The 23,690-nt window shown below is 67.0% G+C and carries 19 protein-coding genes; 3 read left to right on the top strand and 16 right to left on the bottom strand.

The features are described 5' to 3' along the window. Nucleotides 1–6: 6 nt before the first annotated feature. From AC07S4_RS20175 to AC07S4_RS20150, 6 genes are all read right to left on the bottom strand, one after another. Nucleotides 7–2,211 carry a coiled-coil domain-containing protein gene (locus AC07S4_RS20175; protein ID WP_494988352.1) on the bottom strand — a complete coding sequence of 735 codons (2,205 nt, stop codon included), beginning with the start codon at nt 2,209–2,211 and terminating at the stop codon, nt 7–9. 231 nt (nt 2,212–2,442) lie between these two features. Beyond that, nucleotides 2,443–3,540, bottom strand: coding sequence for a hypothetical protein (locus tag AC07S4_RS20170; protein WP_494988351.1), 1,098 nt, complete (start codon nt 3,538–3,540; stop codon nt 2,443–2,445). Further along, nucleotides 3,537–4,793: a hypothetical protein gene (locus tag AC07S4_RS20165; RefSeq protein ID WP_494988350.1), complete on the bottom strand. Its 1,257-nt coding sequence runs from the start codon at nt 4,791–4,793 to the stop codon at nt 3,537–3,539. Before AC07S4_RS20165 ends, AC07S4_RS20170 begins: the two co-directional genes overlap by 4 nt. 2 nt (nt 4,794–4,795) lie before the next feature. Next, complete coding sequence (locus AC07S4_RS20160) at nt 4,796–5,365, bottom strand: hypothetical protein (protein ID WP_494988349.1); 570 nt, start codon at nt 5,363–5,365, stop codon at nt 4,796–4,798. Next, nucleotides 5,362–6,702: a hypothetical protein gene (locus AC07S4_RS20155; protein WP_494988348.1), complete on the bottom strand. Its 1,341-nt coding sequence runs from the start codon at nt 6,700–6,702 to the stop codon at nt 5,362–5,364. Before AC07S4_RS20155 ends, AC07S4_RS20160 begins: the two co-directional genes overlap by 4 nt. 114 nt (nt 6,703–6,816) lie before the next feature. Next, nucleotides 6,817–10,113, bottom strand: coding sequence for a penicillin-binding transpeptidase domain-containing protein (locus tag AC07S4_RS20150; RefSeq protein WP_494988347.1), 3,297 nt, complete (start codon nt 10,111–10,113; stop codon nt 6,817–6,819). Nucleotides 10,114–10,328: 215 nt separating this feature from the next. Here AC07S4_RS20150 and AC07S4_RS20145 point away from each other — a divergent pair, with 215 nt between their 5' ends. Continuing rightward, complete coding sequence (locus AC07S4_RS20145; protein ID WP_494988346.1) at nt 10,329–10,583, top strand: hypothetical protein; 255 nt, start codon at nt 10,329–10,331, stop codon at nt 10,581–10,583. 194 nt (nt 10,584–10,777) lie between these two features. Then, nucleotides 10,778–11,320, top strand: coding sequence for a YXWGXW repeat-containing protein (locus tag AC07S4_RS20140; protein WP_494988345.1), 543 nt, complete (start codon nt 10,778–10,780; stop codon nt 11,318–11,320). Between the two features lie 20 nt (nt 11,321–11,340). Here AC07S4_RS20140 and AC07S4_RS20135 read toward each other — a convergent pair whose 3' ends face one another. The 7 genes from AC07S4_RS20135 to AC07S4_RS20105 are packed head-to-tail and all read right to left on the bottom strand — an operon-like array spanning nt 11,341 to nt 17,992. Beyond that, a complete protein-coding gene (locus AC07S4_RS20135) occupies nt 11,341–12,405 on the bottom strand; it encodes an ABC transporter substrate-binding protein (protein WP_494988344.1) in 1,065 nt (354 codons plus the stop codon). An 18-nt stretch (nt 12,406–12,423) separates the two neighbouring features. Continuing rightward, the gene (locus AC07S4_RS20130; RefSeq protein ID WP_494988343.1) at nt 12,424–13,479 is read right to left on the bottom strand and encodes an ABC transporter substrate-binding protein; all 1,056 of its coding nucleotides are present in this window, start codon (nt 13,477–13,479) and stop codon (nt 12,424–12,426) included. Between the two features lie 30 nt (nt 13,480–13,509). Next, nucleotides 13,510–14,316: an ABC transporter ATP-binding protein gene (locus tag AC07S4_RS20125; protein WP_494988342.1), complete on the bottom strand. Its 807-nt coding sequence runs from the start codon at nt 14,314–14,316 to the stop codon at nt 13,510–13,512. Nucleotides 14,317–14,323: 7 nt separating this feature from the next. Continuing rightward, nucleotides 14,324–15,082 carry an ABC transporter permease gene (locus AC07S4_RS20120; protein WP_494988341.1) on the bottom strand — a complete coding sequence of 253 codons (759 nt, stop codon included), beginning with the start codon at nt 15,080–15,082 and terminating at the stop codon, nt 14,324–14,326. Between the two features lie 2 nt (nt 15,083–15,084). Next, nucleotides 15,085–16,068, bottom strand: coding sequence for an ABC transporter permease (locus AC07S4_RS20115; RefSeq protein ID WP_494988340.1), 984 nt, complete (start codon nt 16,066–16,068; stop codon nt 15,085–15,087). 13 nt (nt 16,069–16,081) lie between these two features. Then, nucleotides 16,082–17,257 carry a PhnD/SsuA/transferrin family substrate-binding protein gene (locus AC07S4_RS20110; protein ID WP_494988339.1) on the bottom strand — a complete coding sequence of 392 codons (1,176 nt, stop codon included), beginning with the start codon at nt 17,255–17,257 and terminating at the stop codon, nt 16,082–16,084. A 9-nt stretch (nt 17,258–17,266) separates the two neighbouring features. Further along, nucleotides 17,267–17,992, bottom strand: a complete 726-nt coding sequence (locus tag AC07S4_RS20105) for a class II aldolase/adducin family protein (RefSeq protein WP_494988338.1) — start codon at nt 17,990–17,992, stop codon at nt 17,267–17,269. 252 nt (nt 17,993–18,244) lie between these two features. Here AC07S4_RS20105 and AC07S4_RS20100 point away from each other — a divergent pair, with 252 nt between their 5' ends. Then, nucleotides 18,245–19,303 carry an ABC transporter substrate-binding protein gene (locus AC07S4_RS20100; RefSeq protein WP_494988337.1) on the top strand — a complete coding sequence of 353 codons (1,059 nt, stop codon included), beginning with the start codon at nt 18,245–18,247 and terminating at the stop codon, nt 19,301–19,303. Between the two features lie 38 nt (nt 19,304–19,341). On the opposite strand, the gene AC07S4_RS20095 is transcribed toward AC07S4_RS20100, so the two are convergent. The 3 genes from AC07S4_RS20095 to AC07S4_RS20085 form a co-directional block, all read right to left on the bottom strand. Beyond that, nucleotides 19,342–19,857: a GNAT family N-acetyltransferase gene (locus AC07S4_RS20095; RefSeq protein ID WP_494988336.1), complete on the bottom strand. Its 516-nt coding sequence runs from the start codon at nt 19,855–19,857 to the stop codon at nt 19,342–19,344. A 132-nt stretch (nt 19,858–19,989) separates the two neighbouring features. Further along, nucleotides 19,990–22,356: a TonB-dependent receptor gene (locus AC07S4_RS20090; RefSeq protein ID WP_494988335.1), complete on the bottom strand. Its 2,367-nt coding sequence runs from the start codon at nt 22,354–22,356 to the stop codon at nt 19,990–19,992. Between the two features lie 193 nt (nt 22,357–22,549). Continuing rightward, complete coding sequence (locus AC07S4_RS20085; protein ID WP_494988334.1) at nt 22,550–23,686, bottom strand: LLM class flavin-dependent oxidoreductase; 1,137 nt, start codon at nt 23,684–23,686, stop codon at nt 22,550–22,552. Nucleotides 23,687–23,690 lie beyond the last annotated feature (4 nt).

The raw sequence follows: 23,690 nt of genomic DNA, 5'->3' as shown, positions 1-23,690 counted from the left end.
TTCAACTTATAAAGGCACGCCGCATTCGGCGCAGAATTTCGCGTTCGGACGGTCGGCCGGAACCGGGTGGCCGTTCACGCACACGCTGTTGTTTACCCTATCGGCAGACTGCCCGGCTACATTAGCAGCCGTGTGATGGTGGTGCACCGGGGCGCCCGCCTGGGCCACGCCCACGCCCAGCTGCATCTGCGCGCTGAGCGCATTGGCGTGGGTGGCGTTTTGCAGTTTGAGCAGGTCGAGCTGGTGCTGCTTGTCCTTCTGTTCCTGCGCGTCGCGGTGGGCGCGTTCTTCGTTCACGCGTTCCTGCAGCATGCGCATGGCGTCGGCCGGACTCAGACTGTTTTCGGCAGCCACCACGGCCGCCATGGACTGGATCTGCGCCGGGCTCATGCCGGCGCGCACCTGCTCCTTCATCACCTGCGCCAGCGCGGCGGCGTTCTGCTCCGGGGCCATCGCGACCTTGCCGGTATCGCTCAAGTTGCCGATGGTGGCGATACGCTCGATGTCGATGCGCGCCAGTTCCGCAGCGTGCGACTGCTGCGCCAGCAGCAGGTCGTACTCGCCTTTCCAGCGCGCGAAGTTCTGTTCGCGTTCATGCTCCATTTTCTTCAGGTCGCGCTGCCATTCGGCTTCCTGCTCGCGCTGTTTCAGCGCCAGGCGCTGCTCGTCCACCGCCAGCTGGTCCAGCGCGGCGCGATGGATCACGGCCTGGGCCTGGCGCTGCTGCACGCCGTCCGCATCTATCGTGCGCAGCAGCTTTTCGTGCTGCGCCACGGCGTCGGCGCTGGCGCCGTCGCGCCGCATCTGGTCCAGCTTCTGGTTCACTTCGGCCACCTGCACCGTGTTCTCGGCGTCCTTCACGGCTTCGCCGCGCAGAAGCTCGCGCTGGTGCGCCAGTTGCTGTTGGTCCTGCCATTCCTGCACGCGCTCCGCTTCGCGCTTGCGCGCCGCGTTTGCCAGCGCCACGCCGTGGAAGCGCGCCTTGTGGTGCTCCGCCTCCAGCTCGGCCTCGCGCTGCTGCGCATCCGTTTCGCTTTTGCGCAGCAGTTGCAGCTGTGCGCGGCGGTGCGCCTCGTCCTCTATCGTCAACGCCTGCGCCACCTGGTTCTGGATCTGCTGCATGTGCAGCTGGTGCGAGAAACGCTGCTGCGCCAGCTGGCGCTGTTCCTGCGCGGCCTGCTGCGCCACTTCCAGCTCGGTGCGCATCTTGATCTGCGCCACCTGGCGCACGTGCTCCCATTCGGCCACGTCGCCGGCGCGGCCGGCTTTTTTCTTCGCCAGCTCGTGTTCGAGCTCGATCAGCGTGGCGCCGGCGCCGCGCTCGAAGGCCTCGCGCCGCGTGCGCGATTCGATAATGCGGCCATACAGGTCCACCTCGCGCGCGCGGATGGCCTGCACGCGTTCGGCCTCCTGCTGCACCAGTTCGGCCTTGTCCACGTTGGCGTCCTGGCGCAATTCGGCGCGGCGGAAATCGCTGCGCAGTTTCTGTTCCTCGCGCCAGATGGCTTGCCATTCTTCTTCGTTGTAGAGTTCATCGAGCTGCTTGACGTGCTCCAGCTGCGCGTGGCGCTCGTCGGCCACCAGCCACAGCGAACCCACGCGTTCGCGGTTGTTGTCGAATTTGTCGTGGCGCAGGGACAGCGTGTCCACCTGCGCCACCGCCAGGCCGAATTCGGCCAGGCGCAGCTTGAGGGCGGCTTGCAGGCGTTCGTCCAGTTGCAAGCGCAGGTCGGCATTGCCGCTCATGTCGCGCATGGAGCGTCCGCCGATGAATTCCGCCGCCACCTGGCGCACGGAGTCGGCAAGCAGCGCGTGCAGATGCAAGGTGGTGACGGCGCCGGGCACGGTCATGAAATGCTGGGCGAAGGCCGGGACGTTTTCCACCTTGATGCCGACCTTGAAGCGGGCCGCCACTTTCAGGTGCTCGGTGGTGTGCAGGTCGCTGAACGAAAATTCGACGGGCAGCGGCGTGGTGCGGGTGATAAGGATTTCGGCGTGCTGGTCGCGCAGCAGATGGTTCAGGCGCGTAAAGAAGCCTTCGATCTCGTATTCGCCTTGCGGCACTTCGGTGGCCTTGTCCGCTTGCAGGATGTAGGCGCGGGTGGTGGCCGGCACGCGCAGCGTCTTGTTGAACACGCCCGATAGCTGGCGCACGCCGAAATAGACGGCCAGTTCGTCGTTGGCCGGTATCCAGCGGTTATCGCGCAGCACGGGCTCATTGTGCGGCGCACCCAATATCACTCCGCAGTTCGCGCAGTAGCCGGTGCCGGCGCCATTTTTATGCTCGCAGCGCGGGCATTTTACGCCGCCAAAACCAAACATTCGGAACATGTCGAACTCCTTGTAAACCTGCTTACCGCATACTCATTCCAGCCGCCCCGTCCGGTCCTGATTTTAGCAGGGGCGCGCCGCTTTTATCTTGCGCACGATTCAAGCCCGGGCTTAGATCATGCCTATCCGTTCTATGCACGCCAGCGAGGCGCCACGGGCGCGCAAGGCGCCGGCGTAGGCTGGCGGGATGTCGTTTTGCCAATCCCGGGGCAGCAGCACGCGGTCACCCTGGACAGCTTGCTTTAGTATCAACTCCATCTTGGCTTCGCGGCCTTCCACGGTGTCCACGCGGCCGGCATGCCAGGCGCTGGAGCAGCCGCTGGCGATGATGCGGCCGCGCGGCACGAATTCGCGGCCGCGCGCGAGGCGGTCGGCCATTACCAGCGCCAGTTCGTGGGAGGCGCCCTGGAAGCGCGGCTGGCCGAAACGCACCACGGTGCGCCAGCGGCCCAGGCCACGGCCGTCGAAGTGGCGGGCGCCGGCCAGCGCCTGGCGGACGGCCAGTTGCGCGGTCAGGCCCAGGCCGGGGACGGCTATGGTGTCTTCCTCGTCGGCGCCACCTTGCTCTACAGGGTAAACGCTGACTTCCACCCAATTCAGGCTGTCGTTGATGCCGCCGCTGTGCAGCGGGAACCAGGCGCGCGCGCTGGATACGGCCGCCGAGGGGTCGGTGTGCCCGGTCAGGGCGCCGAGGTGGGACAGGGTCAGGCTGCCGGGATTGGTTTGCACGGTTTCGGCGCTTGGCGCGCTTGGGGCCCCCAGGACGGCCAGCGCTGGCACGGGGCTCGCTTCGATCAGGGCTTGCAGGTGGGCCGCCGCTTCGGGCTGGCCGGTCACGCTACCGCAATGCCAATTGTCGGACCAGCCGTCGGCGTAGACCAGCGGACAGGCGGGCTGCCAGGCGCCGCGCACCATGCGGTCCGCCAGCACGGCGGCCAGCTCCCAGCCACGTTCGCCGGCGGATGGTGCGAGGTCCATGCTGAGCACTACCTGGTCGCGGCTGTCGAAGCGGTGTTCGGTGTGGCGCGCAAGGCGCACGACTTCCTGCATACGCTCGCTCAGGGCGGGAGCGCCGGCCACCGCGCATTTGACGTCGGCGCGGTTGGCGCGCGGACGGCGGCTGGCGGTGATGGTCAGCACGCGGCCATCCGTGAGGACGCAGCGGCACTCTGCGTTGGCGGGGAGTTTCGGACTCGTGGTGCAGCTCATAGCGATGGCTCCCGGCGCTGTTCAGCTCCTGGCTGGGCCTCCGCAGCGTGTTCGCCGGTGGCGGCGCGGCGCTGTGCAAGGTGGTGGTCAAGGTTGGCGACAATGCGCTCGGCCTCGTCCATCAGGGCGGCCAGCACCGGTTCAGGATCGGCCGTGCCGCAGGCGGCGCCGAATTGCAGCGGGTTGGCGGCTAGTTGCAAACGGGCAAGCAAGGCCCAGGCCTGGTCAAGTTCGCGGGCAGCCAGGATGCTGTGGCCCGAGCGGCGCTCTTGCTGCGCGCGCGGCGCCGGCTGGCCGGGGGCGGACCAGGCCAGGGCTGGCATGGTGTTGACGTCCAGCGCGAGCAGCGCGACACACTGCAACAGGCTGCGGTGCGCCAGGAACAGAGGCTGGCCCGGTGGCAGCGCCACCTGCCGAAAACCGCTCGACAGCGCGGGCAGCTCGAGGAACAGGCGGCGCAGCGCATGCGCGTCGTCGCGGACAGTCGCGGCAACGGGGGCGTTCGTTGCGCTGGCTGCTACGGGGGCGGCAGGGCCGGTGGCGGTGGCGGCGGCGGCGGTCGCGGGCGCGGCGGCGGCCGTTGTGGCACTGGCTGCGGCTGCAGCGGGCTTTGATGCGGTCAACGGGATTGCGGCGGGTGCGTCCGGCACGGCAGCGACTACCGCTTGCGCGCGGGAGCGGAGCTGGGCGGCGTAGTCGGTTTGCTCGCCCAGGTCGACCGGCAGGCAGTCTTCCACTGTTACGCCGAAGCGGGTGTAGAGCAGCTGGTTAAGCCCCGCGCGGAAGGCGTTCCATTCGTCCAGCGACGTGCACGGCGGCAGTTCCAGCATGCCTTGCGCCAGAGCTTCCTGCACCGCCGCCTGCACGGCAGCCTGCAAGGCCGCCAAGGCCAGCGCTTCCGCCACCTCGCTGAACAGATACAGATCAAAGCGCTGCTGCGCCACGCGCGGGTCCGCCGCGTCGATCAGCACGCGGGTGCGCAGGCCTATTTCGGGCGCGGCCGCATAGGGCGTCACATCCACGCTATATGGCCCCGGATGGAAGGCGTACGCCACCTCCCCCTCCCTTGCGCCGCCGGCGGCAGCGCGCCGTGACTGCCCGCTCTCGCTGAATATCACGTGCACGCAGCCAGAGGGAGCCTGCGCGCCGCGCAAGCGCACCGCCACCAGGCTGCGGCCCAGCGCTGCGCAGGACGCATCTTGTGCTGCGTCCTGGGATGCGCCGCGGCTGCGGACGAAGGAAAAGATGCCCATGATTACCGCGCCACCGGCTCAACGGCAAAGCTCGCGCCATAGAGCTGGAAATGGGCCATCGGCGCGGTGTCGAACGGCCAGGCGCGCTCGCATTCACCGTCCGCGTCCAGGCGGCCCTGCAGCAGTATGGCGCCGCCGCCGTCCACCACGCGCAGCATGGGCTGCTCGCGCAGCAGGCGTGCAGCGAATGGGGCGCCGGCGTCCAGCTTCAGGATAAGCTGCCAGCCGCCTTCCCCGGTTTGCAGGAAATGCAATTGCCAGTGGCCGTCGTCCGTCAGCAGTTCATCCAGCACAGCGCTGCTGGAGGCGGCCCGCAGCATGCCCCTGCTGCCCTGCCACACCGCGTCGTTGGCCGCGCCCGACCCAGCCTCCGCGCGGCGCTCCAGCGACAACTGGCGGAAGCGCCGCAGCGTCAGCGGCGATGCCTGGAGGGCGGCGCGCTCGTTCGGCGTGAGCGCGCGGCTGCCGTCCAATGCCGACAGCAGGACCGCGTCCGGCAGCATCAGGCGGTCGCCCGGCGCCGCCCGGGACAGCAGCAGCCGCTCTTGCAATTTCCGGTCTGGCGTGGTCATTTTTGCATCCTTCCATTCATTGCGTACAGCTTGTCGATGGCCTCGTTGCGGCGCTTGCGCAGCGTCGGCATCGAAATCCGGTCCAGCGCCGCCAACTGCTGCAAGGTCGGCAGCTCGCCGGTGGCCGGGTCCAGCCAAGCGTCCGGATAGCTTTCGTCTTCGGCGCCGAGCAGTTTCTGGTAGACCGCCAGCCGGATCGGCAGCGATTCCCCATTCAGCACCTGCAGCATGCGGCTGCCGCCATCCTGGGCGGCGGTAGCCAGTTCCATAAAGCGGAGGGGCAAGGAAAGACTGGCCGCGAGGGCCTGGTCGGCTGCGGCGAGCGCGGGGTCGCGGACGGGCTGGAAGGCGTCCGCATCGGAGTCCGAATCGGAGTCCGAATCCGGGGGGATATCGGCATCGTCCTCCTCGCCGGGCGCTGGCAGGATCTGGTCCTCCACATGCCGCAGGCCATCCTCCTCCGCCTGCTCCGATTCGCCGACCACGCGCAAGTAGTCGTCCAGCCAGGCGGTGGCTTCGCCGTCGTCGCCGCGCCAGTCGTCGGCGCCACCCATATTGGCCGACAGCGCCTCGTACTCGCCGATTTCCGCCATCAGCGCGGCGATCTTGCCGGGGCTGTTCTTCAGGCTGGAGAAGCGCTTGGACTTGGTGTGCAGCGGCCCGGGAGAGCCGGTGAAGCGCTCCTGCGACTCGCTCCAGCGTATCACCCACTCGGCCTTGCAGCCTCCTATCGCCTTCATCTGGCGCGCTTCGATGGGAATGCCTTCCGCCGCGCGGCCAAGAATTGCCGCAATCTGCTGCTCGTGCTGCTGCCAGTTGGCGAACAGCTGCTCAATCTCGCGGTAAGCGGTATCGAGCATGCGGTAGGTGTACATTTTATTGGGACTGCAATCGCGCCCGGTGGCCACCTGGTAGTTGTCCGAGTCCACCTTGTCGCGCAGGCCGGCGTACATATCGTTGAATTTCTTGCGCAGCATGGCGTCGCTGCCGGGATTCAACCAGAACGCGCCATGCCGGGCGTGCTCGCTGGCCAGGGCCGAGGCCAGCCCGCTCCAGTACGAGGGCTGCGCCTGGAGCTCGAACGCGAGGCTGGTGGCCAGTTCCGACACGCTTTCGCCGTAGCTGTTGCCCGGTGCTTCGCCGCGCGCGCTGCGCTGCGCCTGCCGCAACTGGGCCGCCAGCGCGTCCGTGTAAATGTCGAGCTGCTCGGCTTCGCATCCGCCGCCAACCAGCAGCAGCAAGTCCATGCGCTGCACGGCCAGCAGCGAGCAGTGGCCCAGCAGCTTGCGCACCTGTTCCCATCCATGTTCCTGATATCGCGTTCCCGGCAGCCGCATGTGATCCCGTAGTTTAAAAAAGCGCGCCGCCGGACCATAGGGATCATATGGTCTTCGACGGACACTTCAAAATCATGCCACATCCTTGACTCAGCCATTCCCCTTGTTACAGGCCTATTTACCCCTCTGTTCCGCGTTCTGTCCGGGCCAGCCCGCCAGCAGCGCGGCCACCATAGGCGCGGCGTGCTCGCCGCCACTGGCGCCGGAATGGCTGACGAAGGCCGCCACGGCAAGGCGGTGCGGCTGCTGCGGCAGACTGCGCGGCTCCAGCCAGCCGGTGAACCAGACCGTTGCCGCCCCATCGCTCACGGGCGCGGTGCCGGTCTTGCCGTACAGGCCACGGCGCAGCGATGCCAGCGCAGGGGCGCTGAAGGCGGTAGCGGCGGTGCCGGCATCCACCACGCCTTTCATGCCGGCGCGGATGCGGTCCAGCCGCGCGCCGAGCGGCGCGGCTGGCACGTCGCTGGCCGCTTTGCCGTTCAGCTCCAGCAGCAGCCGTGGCGTGACCGTCGCCCCTTGGCCGATGGCGGCGGACACCATCGCCATTTGCAGCGGCGTTGCCTGCATGCGCAGGCCGATGGCCATTTGCCGCAGTTCGTGGCGGGTGTGGATCTCGTCCACGTGGGCAGGCGTGGCTTGCAGCGCATCGTAAGCCTGCCAGGGAAAATCGCCGGGCAGCAGGCCGCCGTCCAGGCGCAGGCGCTGCTCGAATCCCAGCCGGTGCGCGGCGGCGGCGATGGGCCGTACCGGGTCGAGCGCGCCCGCTTCCAGCGCCTGCACGCCGGGCACGCCGCCGTCGGGACGGCCGAACAGGCTGCGGTCGCTCAATTCCGAGGACCAGGCGAACCAGGTGTTCAGGCTATAGGTCAGCGCTTGCGCCAGTCCCAGCCTGCCTTCCTGGGCGCGGCGGTCCAGGCCTTGCTCCTTGTAGTTGGTGATGTGGGCGCCGCCCGGGCTGGCCGGATAGGTGGCGGCGCCGGTCTGGAAGGCGTAGCCGCGCTGGCGGGCGATGGCGTTGATGGCCGGGAGCGGCATGCCGCTCAGGAGCGCGTCCAGGCGCGGATCGGTTTGCGCGGCCAGTTCGAGGCCGAGCGCGCTGACGATCTTGAACGTGGAGCCGGGGCTGCGGTGGGCGCCGCCGTCGTGCTGGAGCGCGGGCAAGCGCAGAGGGCTGCGGGCCGGGTTGGCGCGGTCGAAGTCGCGCACTTCCGCCCAGTTGGCGGAGGTCGCGGGGGCGTTCCCCGCGCCTGCGGCGGCAAGGATGTCGCCAGTTTCGGCATCCAGCACAATAAAACCGGCATGGCGCCCTTGCGGCGCGGGCTGGCCTCCGCTGCACGCCTTGCCGTCCCAATGGCCCTGGCGCATGCCGATGCACTCCAGGATACGCTGGCTGAGCGCTTGCAGCGGCAAGTCTAGGGACAGTTTTGCGCTGGCCCCCGCAGCGCCGCCGCCGATGGCCGATGCGCGGGCCAGCATGCCGGCAATGCTGCTGGCGTGTTCGGGGCCTACGCCCAGCATGGGCGCCAGGCCGGCGTCCAGTGCGGAGGGTGAGGCGCTGCCGTCGGCCCACAGCAGCGCGCCGTTGCGGTCCTGGAGCTGCACACCCGCTGCGGCTTTGCCTGCGGCCAGTGCGGCGGGCGCCGCGCCAGGCAAGGCGGTTTCCAATGGCTGCCAGACGATGCGCCCTGCTCCCTTGGCCACCCGCAGGTGGCGGTAGCCCTGGTCTCCGGACGCGGCAATGCTGGTCATGTCCAGCGGCTGCACCTCGACGATGACGGCGCGGGCGCCGGGCAGCGGGTCCAGGGTGAGCTGCACCGCGTCGCTGGCGTTCGCGCAGCCGCGCCCCGTGCAGGCAGGAAGCAGCTTTGCGTGCGCGCCGCTGACCGAAACTACGCGGCCGGCCACGAGCAATTGCAGCGCGCCGCCGGATGGTGCGGGCAGCGGCACTGTCAGTTGCACGGCCTGCGCGGCGCTGGACTGCGGCCAGTAGGCGGCTCGCGTCCAAGGCTGCCAGCCTTGCGGCAGCTCCGCGAACAGGCGCGCGGCGGCGGGCGGCATCTGCGCGCTGGAAGCCAAAGGACTGCCGCCGGCGCTGGCTTCCCACGCTGGTCCGGACTTCACGCGCCACGCCAGCAGCCGGCGTTCGCTGTTGTAGATGTCGATCTGCTGCCGCACATAGGCGCCATCGGCCTGCTGGTAAAGGCGCTTGAGCAGCTTGACCGTGGCTTCGCCGGGCTGCACATGCCGCCATTCGGCCAGTCCGGTGGCGCGGGAGGCCGGAGCGCTGGCCAGCCATTGCGGCAGGTCGCGCGGCGCGACGGCGATCGTGCCGCTGGCGTCCAGGCGCACCAGCCCGGCCTCTTGCAGGGCGTTGAAAAGAATCTGGTCTTCCAGCTGCGCCGTGGCGCGCGCAGGAACCTGGTAGACGCCAGGCTGCAAATAGCCGCTCGCCGGGCTGCCCTCGGCGGGAAAAGCCGCCAGCAGCACCTTGTCGCCGGAAGCTATCATGCTGCCAGCGGCCAGGCTGGCGCTGCGGCCGCCAGTGCCGGCGGACGCGCCATCCGGCTGGCGCACCTGGTACAGCTGCACCAGCAGCTCGCCGGCCTGCGGGCAGCCCACGCTGGGGCGCCGCTCCACGCGCATGGCGGCGCCGGCGCCCCAGGACAGCCAGCCTTGCCGGCGGAATCCGGCGGCGCCGCTGCCGCCCTCCACCACGCGCCCTTCGCTGGCGTCGCTCAGCCAGCGCGCCGATGCGCCTGGCGGGCTGCGCCAGCTCAGCTCCAGGGCTTCGCCGCCGAAATCCGCACGCGCGTCGCCGCTGATGCGTACCTCGGGCATTGCCGCCGTGACGGCGGACTCGCCGCCAACCAGCAGCACATTGCGCAGCGCGCCGCCGGCGATGCCGGAGCGCTGCACGTCGTCGAAGCGATAGCCCAGCCGCAGCGGCACAAGTTTCGCACTGCCCGGCTCACGCAACTGGCTGCACAGGTCCACGCGCACCGTGCCCATGCCCTGCATGCCCGCCAGCGTCAGCACCGCGCCGCCCTTCACGGGGCTGAAGCGCACGCCTGCCTGCCGCGTCACTTCCAGCGTGGCGCCCGGCAGCGCGGCTTGATATACGGTTGCCGCATGGCGCTCGCTGGCGGCATCGGCGGTGGTGATGGTAGCGGCACCAAGCGCGCGCGCATGGCCGACGATGAGCGCTGCGCCAGCCAGAGCGGCCAGCACACCCAGTCCGGCCATCCACAGCGCCAGCGGAGGCGTCCCCGCGATCCGGGGCCAGAAGCTGCCTACGCTGCCTGCGCTGCTTATGCTACCTGCACTGCTTATGCCGCGCTGCGGACGCGTCCCGGCGCGCAGGTTGCGGCTGCGGCGCCAGGTACGCAGCAAGTGACTGATTTTGGCCCGCATATGCTCCCCGCCCCGGTGGTGTCTGTATGGCCGGACTTAGCGGGGGGATGGGGAAAGCGTGGTTCGAAAGCTATCGTTTTATCGCCGGATTTTGCATTTCGCGCCGCAAATAACGCCGCCCGTCGCAATCCCTTGGAAGCTTGAGGGCGGATTGAATACAGTGCAGTCATCGGAACACAAAACACCACTCACCCACCACCTGAAGGAAGACTAAAATGAACGTCCTGAAAAACTTCGAAGCCCTGTTTGTTGTGACCCTGGGCCTGGCCTGCGCCGCCAACTACGTGCTTGATACCGGCACCGCAACGGCCACCGAAGCACAGCTCATCGTCGCCCGTGCCAACGCACCCGCCATCGCTGCCGCCAAGGACATGCAAGTGGTTGTGGCCAGCGCCAAGCGCCCCAGCGCCGAACAGAAACTGCAGCTGCTGAACGACGAACGCAAAGCCAGCGCTTCGGCCAAGATCTGATGCCGGCCCAGAACATTCGCCTGCACGCCATGCGCCCCTCTACAGCGCCCGCGTGGCAGGCGAATCCGCTCTCTGTGTGCTAGCGCACACACCATTCCAAAGCTGTGTCAGTTGTAAGAAGTTGCATCTTCCTTTCTCCGTATCCCTGCCGCTTGATATAGTGAATTCAGCGTCACACATCAACGGAGAACAAAATGATCAAGCCTACCTTTTACGCAGCAGCCCTGCTGGCTGTAAGCTCTGCCGCTTTCGCGCCGATGCCTGCTTCGGCACAGGTGGACGTCAACCTGGTCATCGGCACCGCGCCGCCTCCGCTCCGCTATGAAAGCATGCCTCCGCCGCGCCACGGCTACGTCTGGGCGCCCGGCTACTGGAACTGGAACGGACATCGCCACGTGTGGGTTGCCGGCCAATGGATGCGCGAACGTCCGGGCTACTACTACATCCAGCCGCAATGGGTGCAGTCGAACGGCCACTGGATCCGCCACGAAGGCCGCTGGGACCGCCGTGGCCGGGGCGATATGGACCATGACGGCATCCCGAACCGCTACGACCGCGACCGCGATGGCGACGGCATCCCCAACCGCTACGACAACCACAACAACCGTGGCCATGACCGGGGCCGTGGCCACGACAATGACCGCGACGGCGTGCCCAACCGCTATGACCGCGACCGCGACGGCGATGGTGTGCCCAACCGCTATGACAACCGGCCCGACAACCCGCGCCGCAACTAAGCTTTCAAGCTAGCCTCCAACTAAGTCCGCCTGACCGGGCTGGCGCTCCAGTACTGCGCCAGCCCCAGGTTCTTCAACGCCGCGTTCACAAAGCGCGGCTCCAGCAATTCCTCCGATGGCAGATCCTGCCGTATCAGCTTCTGGCTGCGCGCAAAAGCGACCACGCGCCGGTAGTGGCGGTGCACCACTTCGTCATACAAGGGCGTCCAGCGGTCTTTCCAGGGCAGCGACGGATCGTCGTAAGTGCGCCGTATCACGCTTTCCGGCGTGCCATTGCGCGTGCCGTCGCGGATAACCGCATCCCTGTTCCCGTCCTGCGCGGCCCAGTACTGCGCCTTGATCCAGGCGGTGGCCACCAGTTCGGCCAGTTCCGGGTTGGCGCGCGTGTAGTCGCGCCGCCCCCACAGCTCGGCGCGCATCTTGCGGTCCGGCTGGCCCTTGCTGCTCCAGATGATGCGGCCTATGCCCTTGTCCTCCAGCGGGTAGCCATTCAGCTGGAACAAGCCGTCCACCGCCCCCGTCGCCAGCGCCGAAGCGCCTGGCTTGATGTCCATGTTCACCAGCTTGAAGTCGCGCGGCGTCAGCCGGTTGTCCTCGATCAGGTGCAGCAGCCCCAGCTCCCACGGCCGCCCGCGATGGACGCTGATGCGCTTGCCCTTCAGGTCCAGCAGCGAACGCGCGCTGGAACTGGTGGGCACCAGCAGGAACAGGTCGGCGCCGCGTCCCGCAGGCACCACCACCTGGGTGCGCACGCCGCCGGCGTTCAGTATCACCGACGGCAGATCGCCGTAGGCGGCAAACTCGATGCGGCCGCTGGCAAAAGCCTCGTTCATGGTGGCGCCGGTATCGCCCGTCACCGGGAACCACTCCAGCTGCACGCCGCGCTTGGCCAGTTCGCCGGCCAGCCAGCCTTCCTGCTGCACGCGGTAAGGCGTGCCGCTCAAGCTGGCCTTGCCGTTTTCAGCAAAGGCGGTGCTGGCGATGCGCAGCACCTTGGGCTGGCCCTGTGCATGCACAAGGCCGGGCAGCGCCAGGGTCGAGGCCACCGCCGCCGGGGCCAGCTTCAATAAAGATCGTCTGTCCATGCCGCCTCCCGGTATGCGTCAGGCCGCGCGCTGCTGCAGCAGCGACTGCGCCGTTTCAAACGGACGCGGGTCGATCCAGCTGCGCACGTCCACCGGATTGGGCAGGAACTGCCAGCGGAACAGGAAGTCGCTGAAATCCTGCAGGCCGGCGATGGAGGTCTCCGAAAGATCGGTGTCCAGGCGCAGATGCGCATCGTCGCCATAGGCCACCGTCACCCAGTACTCGCTGCTGTTCGATTCACGCGCCAGGAAGCGGCGCGTCTCGTCCGGGTTGCGGCGCGCCCAGTCCTCCGCGCGCAGCACCTGCTCCACAATGCGGACCGCCGAGTCGAAATGGTTCTCCAGCAGGTTCTGGTCCACCGTCAGCGTGCGCGGGGTGCCGTTGTTGGCGCGTATCAGCGGGTCCGGATGGGCGCCGGTGTCGATCACCGTGTGCAGGCCGAACTGGCTGGCCGTATGGGCCGCGCTGGCGCCCTTCAGGAAAATGGCGTCCACCTGGCCGCGCAGCAGGCCAAGCAGCTCGGCGCTCTGGCCGCCGCTGCGGCGGCCGCTGAACACATTGCTGCCCGCCGCGCGCACGGCAGGCGCATCGCTCTGCCCCGCTTCGATAATATAGTCGACCAGCTCCACGTCGCTCACCGCCAGGCCTTCCAGCTTGAGGGCGTTTTCCAGGCCGCGTATGGCCTGCGCGCGCGAGAAGTCGATCTGCGCCGAAGTCCAGCGCGGCAGGCCGAAACGGCGGCCCTTCAGGTCGCGCACGGTCTTGATGCCGCTGTCCGGCAGCGTCAGGATCAGCTGGGTTTCGTCGGACCAGGACAGGCCCAGCACGCGCGTATCGCGGCCTGCGGCGCGCGCCCACAGCGCCGGGATGTTGCCGCCGTGGCGTACGGAGTTCTGCAGCGTATGGTCGAAGTGCGACTCGCGCACCGCCTTGTCGTCCGACTCGCGCAGCGACTGCACATTGGTGCACTGCGAATGGAAAGACTCCTCCAGCCAGCCTTTTTGCAGCGCGATGCCGAGGCCAGTCGGCACCGGGCAGCGGGTGTACCACAGCGTATCGAGTTTATTGCTCATGCCAGCTCCTTGCTTGGGTTGATGTTGGGGTTAAAACGAAAAGTCCGCGTGCAGGCTGTCGCGGATGGCGACAAAGCCCGCCTGGCCGCGCTGGCGCGGATGCGGCAGCGCCACCTCCTGCACGCGGCGTATGCGGCCGGGCCGCGCGTCCAGCACCACGATGCGGTCCGCCAGATAGACCGCCTCGTCAATGTCGTGCGTGACCATCAGCATGGTGATGCCTTCCTCCTGCCACAGGCGGCGCAGCTCCTGCTGCAGCCGCAAGCGGGTGAGCGCGTCCAGCGCGCCCAGCGGCTCGTCCAGCAGCAGCACGTCCGGCTTGCCCACCAGCGCACGCGCAATCGCGGCCCGCTGCGACATGCCGCCGGAAAGCTGGTGCGGAAAAGCGTCGGCAAAACCGTCCAGGCCCACGCGGGCAATCTCCGCCGCCACGCGCTCGCGGCGCTCGTCCGCAGGCACGCGGGTGTTGGTGAAGGCCAGCGCAATGTTCTGTTCCACCGTCAGCCAGGGGAACAGGCGGTGGTCCTGGAACACCAGGCCGCGATTCAGGTCGGTGCCCTGGATGTCCTTGCCGTCATGCTGCAGGCGGCCTTCGTACTCGGTGTCCAGGCCGGCCAGCAGGCGCAGCAAGGTGGACTTGCCGCAGCCGGAAGCGCCCACGATGGCGACAAACTCGCCCGGCTCCACGCGGAAGGAGATATCGTCCAGCACGGGCAGGCGTTCGCCTTTCAGCGCGAAGGATTTGCTGACATGCTCGATCAGCAGGCCGCCGCTGCGGCTGCGCGGACGCGCGCTTGGCAGCGCGTGCAGCAGCGCCTTGGAAATAGGTGCGTTCATGGTTTCCTCAAGATTCAAATCGATGGATGCGGCGCGCTACGCGGTTCAGGATGGCGTTCATGGCCTGCGCCACCAGCGCTATCACCAGCACGGCCAGCAGCACCACGTCCATGCGGCCCGCCACTTCGCCGTTCAGCAGCAGCGAGCCGATGCCGGGACCGGCCGCGAACAGCAGTTCGCCGCCCATGCAGGCCAGCCAGGAGAAGGCCAGCGCGTGCGTCAGGCCCGTAACGATGGCCGGCGCGGCGGCAGGCAGCAGCACGCGGCGGAAGGTCTGCCACTGCGTCAGCGTCAGCACCTGGCCCACTTCGCGCAGCCGCACTTCCACGTTGCGTATCCCTTCGCAGGTATTGAGCGTGGTGGGATAGAAGGCGGCGATGGCCACCACCAGCAGCTTGGCAGCGTCGCCGCTGCCCACCCACAGGCCGAGCAGCGGGATCAGGCCGAGCAGCGGCACCTGGCGGATGCTGTGGTACAGAGGCCCGATCAGGCGCTCGGCCACCCGCGACTGCGCCATCAGCGTGCCGGTGGCGATGCCCACCATGCCGCCCAGGGCGATGCCGGTCAGCGTGCGGCCCAGGCTTACTTTCACGTGCAGCCAGAGTTCGCCGGACCCCAGCAGCTGCAGCAGGCTGTCCCACAGCAGCGGCAGCGGCACGAAGATATAGGCGGCGCTGGCGCCCTGACCCGAGGCCCACTGCCAGGTGGCCAGCAGGGCTATCGGCAACAGCGAAGCTTTGACAATGGAGATTGCTTTCATTTGCATGGTCAGCCTTTCTTCCAGCGGGTCAGGCGCTGCTCGATGAGGCGGAAGCTGCGGTCCAGCGCAAAGCCGATCACGCCGGTCAGCACCACGCCCACCATCACCACGTCCAGGCGGAACATCTGGCGGCCCATTTCCATCATTTGCCCCAGCCCGCTGTCGGCGGCCAGCAGTTCCGCGCCGACCAGCACCATCCAGGAGCGGGACAAGGCAATGCGCACGCCGGTCAGCACGTCCGGAACGATGGCGGGCAGCGCAACGCGGCGGATGACGCTCCAGCGCGAAAAGCGGTACACGGAGGCCACTTCGAAGTAGCGCGCGGAGATGTTGCGGATCGCGTCATGCGCAGCCAGGGCGACGATGAAGAAAGTTGCCTTGGCGACGATGAAGACCTTGAAACTCTCGCCTATGCCCAGCACCAGGATGAACAGCGGTATCAGCGCCACGGTGGGCAGTTGGCGCAGCACGTTGAAGGTGGGTTCGACGTAGGCGCGCAGCGGCTTGGACAGGCCAAGCAGCACGCCAGCGGCCAGGCCCGCAGCACCACCCAGCGCGAAGCCGGCGAACAGGCGGTACAAGCTCACGCTCAGGTGGTCGGTCAGTTCGCCGGACTGCACCAGTTCGGCGGCGGTCAGCGCGACCTGCCATGGCGACACCAGGATCTGCGGCGGCGCCCATTCCAGCGCCGTGGCGGCGGACCACAGCAGCAGCACCAGCAACGGCGCCGTCCAGGCAGACCAGCGCGCCGCCAGCCATCGGTCAGCCAGGCTGGGCGAGAAGCTGGCCGGCGGACGGCCCGGGTGCGCGGCCGGCGCGGGCCGGGTTTGCAGGGGCGATGCTACTGTCGGCGTGCCCGCTGGCGCAGCGGCCGCCGTGGCGGCTGATGCACCGGCCGATGCAGCGGCTGATGCACCGGCTGATGCAGCGGCTTGCAGCGGCGCGTCCTCGTGCAAGGCCCGCGATGGCCTGTATGCAGCGGCGATAGTCATTGCTATTCCTTCCTCAGCGGGTCCAGTAGTCTTGCAGCTGAAGCTGGGCCAGGCCCTGCTTCACGAACTGCGGCGCGAACAATGCGTCCACAGGCAGCGGCTTGGCGATCAGGCCCGCCTGTTTGGCGTATTCCGCCTCGGCCGCGTAATGGGCGCGCACGGCTGGCGTGAACAGCGGCGACCAGCGGTCCTTCCACTGCGTGCTGTCGCCTGCCAGCTCGCGCCGCACCACTTCCTCGCTCTGGCCGCCCAGCGCTTCGGACTTGATGTAGCTGTCGCGGCCCGCGTCCGTCGCAGCGGCGGCCTTGTGGTGCTCGCGCAGATAGGCCGACACCACCAGCTGCGCCACTTGCGGGTAGCGCTGCAGGAAAGCGCCATCGCCCCATAATTCGGCGCGCATCTTCCAGTCCTCCGGCGCCTTCTTGCTGGCCCAGATAATCTTGCCCACCTTTTTGTCCTCGAGAACAAAGGCGTCGCTCAAGGTGAAGAAAGCGTCCGCGCCGCCGGTCGCCAGCGCGGCAGCGCCGGCCTGCGGATTCAAGTTCAGTATCTTCACGTCGCTCAGCTTCAGGCCGTGCGCCTGCAGCAGGCGCGCGAACGGATACTCCCATGGGCGGCCGCGATGCAGAGCAATGCGCTTGCCCTTCAAGTCGGCGATGGAGCGCGCGCTGGAATTCGGCGGAACCACCAGATAGGTGTTGTTCAAGCTCCCGCCGGGCAGCACCAGCCTGGTTTGCAGGCCGGAGGCATTGGCGATGATGGACGGCAGGTCGCCGTAGTGCGCGAAGTCGATGCTCTTGCTGGCAAAGCCCTCGTTCACTTGCGCGGCCACGGCATTGGTGGTCACCGGCACCCATTCCAGGCGCACGCCCAGCTTGCCCAGTTCCGTTTCCAGCCACCGGTCCTGCGCCACCTGCGCCGAAGCGCCTGCGAAGACCGTCTTGCCGGCCGGCGCCGAGCGCGCCACCGCAGCGATGCGCACCGTTTCCGGCAGCTTGGCGCTGGCGGGCGCACTGGCGGCGGAAGCGGCCGAGGCCACCTGGGACGCGCCTGCTGCCCAGGCCAGCCCTGCCTGCGCCGCGCCCGGCATCATCACGGTAGCGACGCAAGCCGCGCAAGCCAGGGCGGCAGCCAGAAGACGCGCACTGCGCGGACGTTTGAAAGAAGTGGGGGACAGTGCCGTCTTCATCGCAGCTCCTTACAGATCGCTGCCGGGCAGCAGGGACAGCTCGCGCGCGGTTTCGATCAGATTGCTCATCTTCCATTGCTGCACCAGCACGCCCGGGCCGAAGTCGCGCGAACCGCCAATGGCCTCCGCCTGGATCTGGATCTTGGCGCCCTCCTCCAGCAGCAGAATGAACTCGGCCAGCTTGATCAGGCCCTGCTTGCCCCACACCGTGGCGCCGCCGTTGGCTTCCAGGATGGCGGTGGAATACGTGTTCTTGGCGATCAGGCCGAGGATGAAATCCACTTCCGGCTGTCGGCGGTCGATATAGATCGGGATCTCGCGTATCAGCTGGTAGCGCTGGACCGGCACGTAGCGGATAGGCAGCGTGCGGTGGGTCTGCGCCCAGGCGCCCAAGGCCGGCGAATGCACATGCGAGATCGACGTGACTTCCGGACGCTCGCGGAACAGTTTCAGATAGCGCCCGCCGCCGCCGGCGTTGCCCGCGTAGACCGTGCCGTCCAGGCCAACCACGGACGCCACCAGCGGCTCGCCCTTGCGGAACGGACCCGGATCGTTCACCACCACCACCTTGTCTTCGCCCGGAATCCGCTCAACGAATCCCACGGTGCCGTTGGCGGTCAGGCTGCCTGTTTCGCGCAGCGCGTTGAACGCCAGCTGCGCGTCCTTGCGAACCTGCTCCACGAAATCCTGTACATGCCGGCTCAGTTGCGCTTGTGCTACCAGTGCTTCAGTCATTGCATTTCTCCCTGCGGGTTGGTCATGCCTCTACTTTCGCAAGACGCGTGCCAGCCGAAACCGCCCCCTGCGCCAGCCTCAATGCGCGTGGCGTAGCAGCCACTGTTGATATCGCAGCAGCCGGCGGCGGCACTGTCGCAGCGGCAGCATGCGCGCCATGCCACAGGCGGGCATGCTTCCTGCAATCCCCTTGTGCGGCCGCATTCCGAAACCCTCAGCGGACCGATATAACCACTAACCACAAGGACAGACATGAGCACTATTGAAAAGCAAGCCAAACCGGTGGAAACGGTTTGGTTCACACGTTGTCCCGTCCCCACGGCCACCGGGCTGGCATACAAGCTCGGATGGCTGGACCAGGAGTTCGCGCGCGACGGCATCAGGCTGCAAACGCTGCAGGAAGTCGGCGGCGAGCTGGCGCGCCACCATTACGACCACCAGCTTGAGACGCTGGTGCGCGAAGGCGGCAACTTGCTGGCGCTGCCCGCGCGCGCGCAAGGCGCACCGACCCGGCTGATAGGCCTGACCTGGATAGACGAGTGGCAGTCCATCCTGGTCCGTCCCGGCTCGGGCATCACCAAGCCGGAAGACCTGAAAGGCAAACGCCTGGCGCTGCCCGCCTTCCGCAACGACGACCTGCAAAACAACCGGCGCGGCCGCAGCATCGCGCGCGGCATGAGCCTGGCCGGCTACAAGGGCGCGCTCGCTTCGGCGGGGCTGACGCTGGACGACGTGGAGCTGGTGGAGCTGGGCCAGAACGCGCCTGCCGAGTACCGCAACCTGGGCACCAATCTATGGGAAGGCATCTCGCCGCTGCTGCTGGGCGAAGTGGACGCGGTGTACGTGAAAGGCGCAGCGGCTGCGGATGCGGCGCGGGACGCGGGCGTGGTGGTGGGCATCGATCTGGACAAGCTGGAACGGCGCTACCGCGTCAACAACGGCACGCCGCGTCCGATCACCGTGCATGAGGACTTCCTGCGCGACCATTTCGAGCTGGTGGTGCGCTTCCTCACGCAGACGCTGCGCGCGGCCGAGTGGGCCAGGAGCCACAAGGACGAAGTGCTGGAGATACTGCAAGGGGAAACCCGCGCCGGCGGCAAAGGCGTGGCGGAAGCCTACCGCGACGGATTCCACCTGGCGCTGGCGCCGGACCTGTCGGACGAGAAGGTGGAGCTGTTCAAGCAGCAGAAGCACTTCCAGCTGGTGCACGGCTTCCTGGACCGTGACGTGGACGTCGATGCGTGGATAGACCGCAGGCCGCTGGAAGAAGCCCAGCGCCGCGTGAGCGAAAGCCTGCGCGCCGCAGCCTAAGGCAAATGGCCACCAACGCGGTGGCCATTTTCTGAAAATTAACGTTCGATCATGTAACTGCCGATTGCCTTGCCGTGCAGCTCAGTCTCCATTTCGTAGCGCATTCCAAGGCGCTCGGCAACACGGCGCGATGAGTCATTGCCCGAACTGATGAGAGCCCGAACTTTCGGCTCGCGCCGAACCTCGAACGCATAATTCAGGACCGCCGCAGCCGCCTCGCTGGCAAGTCCCTTCCCCCAGAATGCCCGATAAGTATTCCACCCCATCTCCATCACCGTGGACTGCTCGCGGAAGAAAGCCCCCACGCTTCCGACGAGCTGGCCAGTCTGTTTATCCTCCACAGACCACCAGCCAGCACCGTGTATGAGCCATAAGCCAGCATGTGAGGTGAATATACGCCAAGCCGTTTGACGGTCAGCTGAGCCCAGGTGGGCTGAACTTTCGGAATTCACCAAATGGTCCGCAAATAGGTCGAAGTCGCCGCGCCGGTATTCGCGGAGCGTAAGCCGTTCTGACTGAAGGTGCGGTACGGAAGTGGTGAACGTGTGATTCATAAGAATTCCATCCTTTATGCTGGCCGAAATAGGCTGGTTGCAATGAAGGATAACATTTTGCTCATCCGGAAAATGCGCGAAATCTCACAACATGGGGGGTTACGCAGCTGCGCGTAACCCGCCATGCATGAACTACAGCTGCGCGGTGTAGGACAGGCCGAACGTGCGGCGCGCGCCCCAGTAGACCGTGTCGCCGTTCACGGTGCCCGGCACGAAGCTGGTCAGCGTGTGGTTCTTGTAGATCTTGTCGCCCACATTGTTCACATAGGCGCTGAAGGTGTGCTTCCCGCCCGGCAGCGTGTACGACAGGCGCGCATTGCCGATGCCGTAGCCACCCTGGTTCAGCAGGCCGCGCGCGTCGGTTTGCGGATCGACGTAGTAGTACTGCTTGCTGGTGTAGCGCCAGTCGGCGCTGGCCACCAGCTTGCCGTTGGCTACAGGCAGGCGGTAGTCTGCCTGCAGCAGCGCCGTGCCGTGCGGGGAACGGACGAACTCATTGCCGGAACGGTTGCCGCCGTTGTTCTGGATATTGAACTCGTCAAATTCGGTGCGCAGGATGCCGATGTTGGCGTTGATGTGCAGCTCGTCCACCGGCTGCAGCTCCAGCTCGAACTCGGCGCCGTTCACGTGGGCTTTGCTGACGTTCTGCAGGTAGTTCACGCTCTGGGTAGGATCGCCGTTGTAGACGCCGGTGATGTTGACCTGTACGTTCTTGTAGTTGTAGCGGAACAGGTTGGCGTTGAAATTGAGCTTGTTCTCCCACCATTCCGACTTCAGGCCCAGTTCAAAGGAGTTCAGCGTTTCCGGGGCCACGGTGTTGAGGGCGCGCACGTCGGTTGCGCTGGTGTTGTAGCCTCCGGACTTGATGCCGTGCGCCGCCTTGAAGTAGGCCCGCGCGGTGGAGCTGATCTTGTATTCGGGCGTGAAGTCCCAGGTCAGCGCATGCCAGGTGGTGGACGGCGTGGACACGAAGTTGTTGTTGGCGACGGCCGCAGCGGCATAATTCGCGCCGCTGACGGTATTCCACCAGTTGTCCACGCTGCCGAATTGCGGCGTGCCGGACGCGGCCTGCTTGCGGCGCAGGTCCAGGTCCTTGGTCTCCGTGGTCCAGCGCAGGCCCAGGATGGCGCGCAGCTGATCGCTGATGGTGGCAGTGGCGCTGCCGAAGACGGCGAAGCTGCGCGCCTTGTGGTTGTAGATGGTGCTGTTGTAGCCGACCGGCTGCGTGCTGCCCGCCAGCGCAGGGGCGGCGCCGTTCGGCAGACGCGCGGAGGCGGAGTCCGAATCGATCTTCTCCTTGAAGTAGAACAGGCCGGCCACCCAGCTTACCTTGTCTTCCTGAGGCGACGCCAGGCGCAGTTCCTGCGACCATTGGCGGCTCTTGGCCGCGCTGCGGCTGCGGCTGATCTCCAGCGGCGTGTTGTCGCCGTCGCCCAGGCTCTCGGTGCGGTAGTTCTCGAAGCCGGTGATGGAGTTGAGCGAATATGGGCCGAGCTGGTATTCCAGCGCCAGTTGGCCGCCGCCCTGCTTCACCGAGCTGTTGGCCGGCGCATTGGCGCTGATGTCGTCCGGGTTGGTGCTGGGCGTGTAGCCGTTGCGGTACACGCCGTTGGCGGCGTAGCTGGCCACCGTGGTGATGGTGCCGTCGGTTTTATAGTCGCGGTAGTGCAGGTTCAGGTTGGCGCTCAGGTCCTTGCTGATGAGCGCCTTGAGCTGGCCCCGCACGGCGCTGTCGCGCAATGCGCCGTCCTTGCGGCCGTTGAACAGATTGGTGAAGCGGCCCTCGCCCTGGTCTTCGGAGTGGAAGGACAGCCGTCCCGCCAGCACGTCGTCCACCAGGCCGCCGCCGATGGCGCCTTCCACCAGCTTGGTGTCGTAGCTGCCATAGTCGGCCTTGAAGTAGCCGCTGGTGCGGAAGCTGGGCTTCTTGGAAATGACGTTGATGGCGCCGCCGGTGGTGTTCTTGCCCCACAGCGTGCCTTGCGGGCCGCGCAGCACTTCCACGCGGTCCAGGTCGAACAGCGGGAAGCCGGTGGCCGAGGAGTTGCTGATGTAGACGTCGTCCAGGTAGAAGCCGACCGGATTCGGGAAGTCGATCTGCTGCTGGCCGGCGCCTACGCCGCGTATCCACCAGCGCGGACGGCCGTGCTGCTGCGTGCCCGCCGAGGCGTTGGGCACGAAGTTCAGGATCTCGGCAGCGGAGCGGCCCACGCCGTCGTCCAGCAGCTCTTTGCCGCCAAGGACGGTAATGGAGCTGGGCACGGACTGCGCTTTCTCCTCGCGCTTCTGCGCGGTGACGGTGACGGTTTGCAGCGCACCCAGCTCGCCAACCACGTATGGGATGCTGGCGGCGGTGGCGGCAACTTCGGCCTGGTCCTCCGCGTGCGCGGTGCTGGCGGCGAAGGCACCGCCGCTCAGTGCTATGGCGAAAACTGCGCGCAGCTCACGGCTGATGGCGGTGCGTTTGAAGCGGGTTGCTGGCGATTGCTGGGATTGCATGGACACTTCCTTTGTAATGAGTAGCAGGTAAGTTACTCATTGCAAGCGCCGTGCCTGATTGCGATCAATGAAGTAAGCCTTGTGGCATAAGGCTTACTTTGAAATAGGAGGACTTGGTGATTTTTAAACACCCAGGCGGCGCATGCTGCCTGGGCGACATTGCTGCTTTTGAAGCAGCAAGGAAGGCGTGCCGTCAGCCCACTGCGCGCAGCGCTTGCGGCTGCACGTGGCCGCGCACCAGCGGCAGTACTTCTTCGCCTACGCGGTAGGCTTCTTCCAGGTGCGGCGTGCTGGAGAGGATGAAGGCGTCCGCACCCAGCTGCACCAGTTCGTCAAGGCGCTCGGCAACCTGCTGGTAGCTGCCGACGATGCCCTGCGTCTGCCCGCCGCGCAGCAGGTTGAAGCCGGACCAGACGTTGGGCTCGATAATCAGGTCGCGATAGCTGTTGAGCGTCGTCGGCAGATTGGAGCGCTGGCGCGCGGCGCCCACCGAATCGCCTTGCGGGGCCAGGAACTGTTTCAGCGTTGCCGCGTCCACGCGCTCGAAGCCTTTGCGCACTTCGTTCCACGCTTCCTCCTCGGTGGCGCGGGCGACGATGTCCACGCGCACCGCGCACTTGATCTTGCGGCCCAGAAGATCGGTCTTCTCCTTCACGCGGCGGAACTTCTCGCGCAGCGCGTCGAAGGGTTCCAGCCAGGTCAGATAGTAGTCCGCGTGCTTCGATGCCGAGGCCAGCGCCGCGTCCGAAGATCCGGAGAAGTAGATTTCGGGGAATTCCTCTTTCGACAGCGGGTCCGGCAGGCCGCCGTGTTCCAGCTGGTAGAACTTGCCCTGGTAGGAGAAGGGGCCGCCCTGCCACACGCCGCGCACGATGTCGAGGAACTCGGTGGTGCGCCGGTAGCGGTCGTCGTGGCTGGCGGAGTCGCCCCACCACAGCTGCGCAGGACCGCCGCCGCCGGTGATGACGTTGTACAGCGCCCGGCCGCCGGTGGCGCGCTGCAGGCTGGCCGTCATGCGCGCCGCCGTCACCGGGTTGAGGAAGCCGGGCTGGAACGGGATCATGAAGCGGAAGGTCTCGGTCTCGCGCGCCAGCAGCGCGGAAATGGCCCAGGGCTCGTCGGTCATGGGGAAGGAAGGAATCAGGCCGCCATGGAAGCCCGACACTTCGGCCGCATGCGCGATCTCGGCCAGGTAGTCGATATAGGTGTAGCCGCCGGCCTGCTCGAGCTGGGCGTTGCCTGCCAGCGTGTCGCCACGGTAAGGGGTGCGGCTGCGGTGGGAACTTGGCTCGCCGTGGGTGGGCAGGCGCCAGAAGAAGTCTATGGTCATAGTG

The sequence above is a fragment of the Pseudoduganella sp. GW821-FHT05F09 genome (genome assembly GCF_059419605.1).
This window is presented reverse-complemented; position numbering and strand designations above follow the sequence as displayed.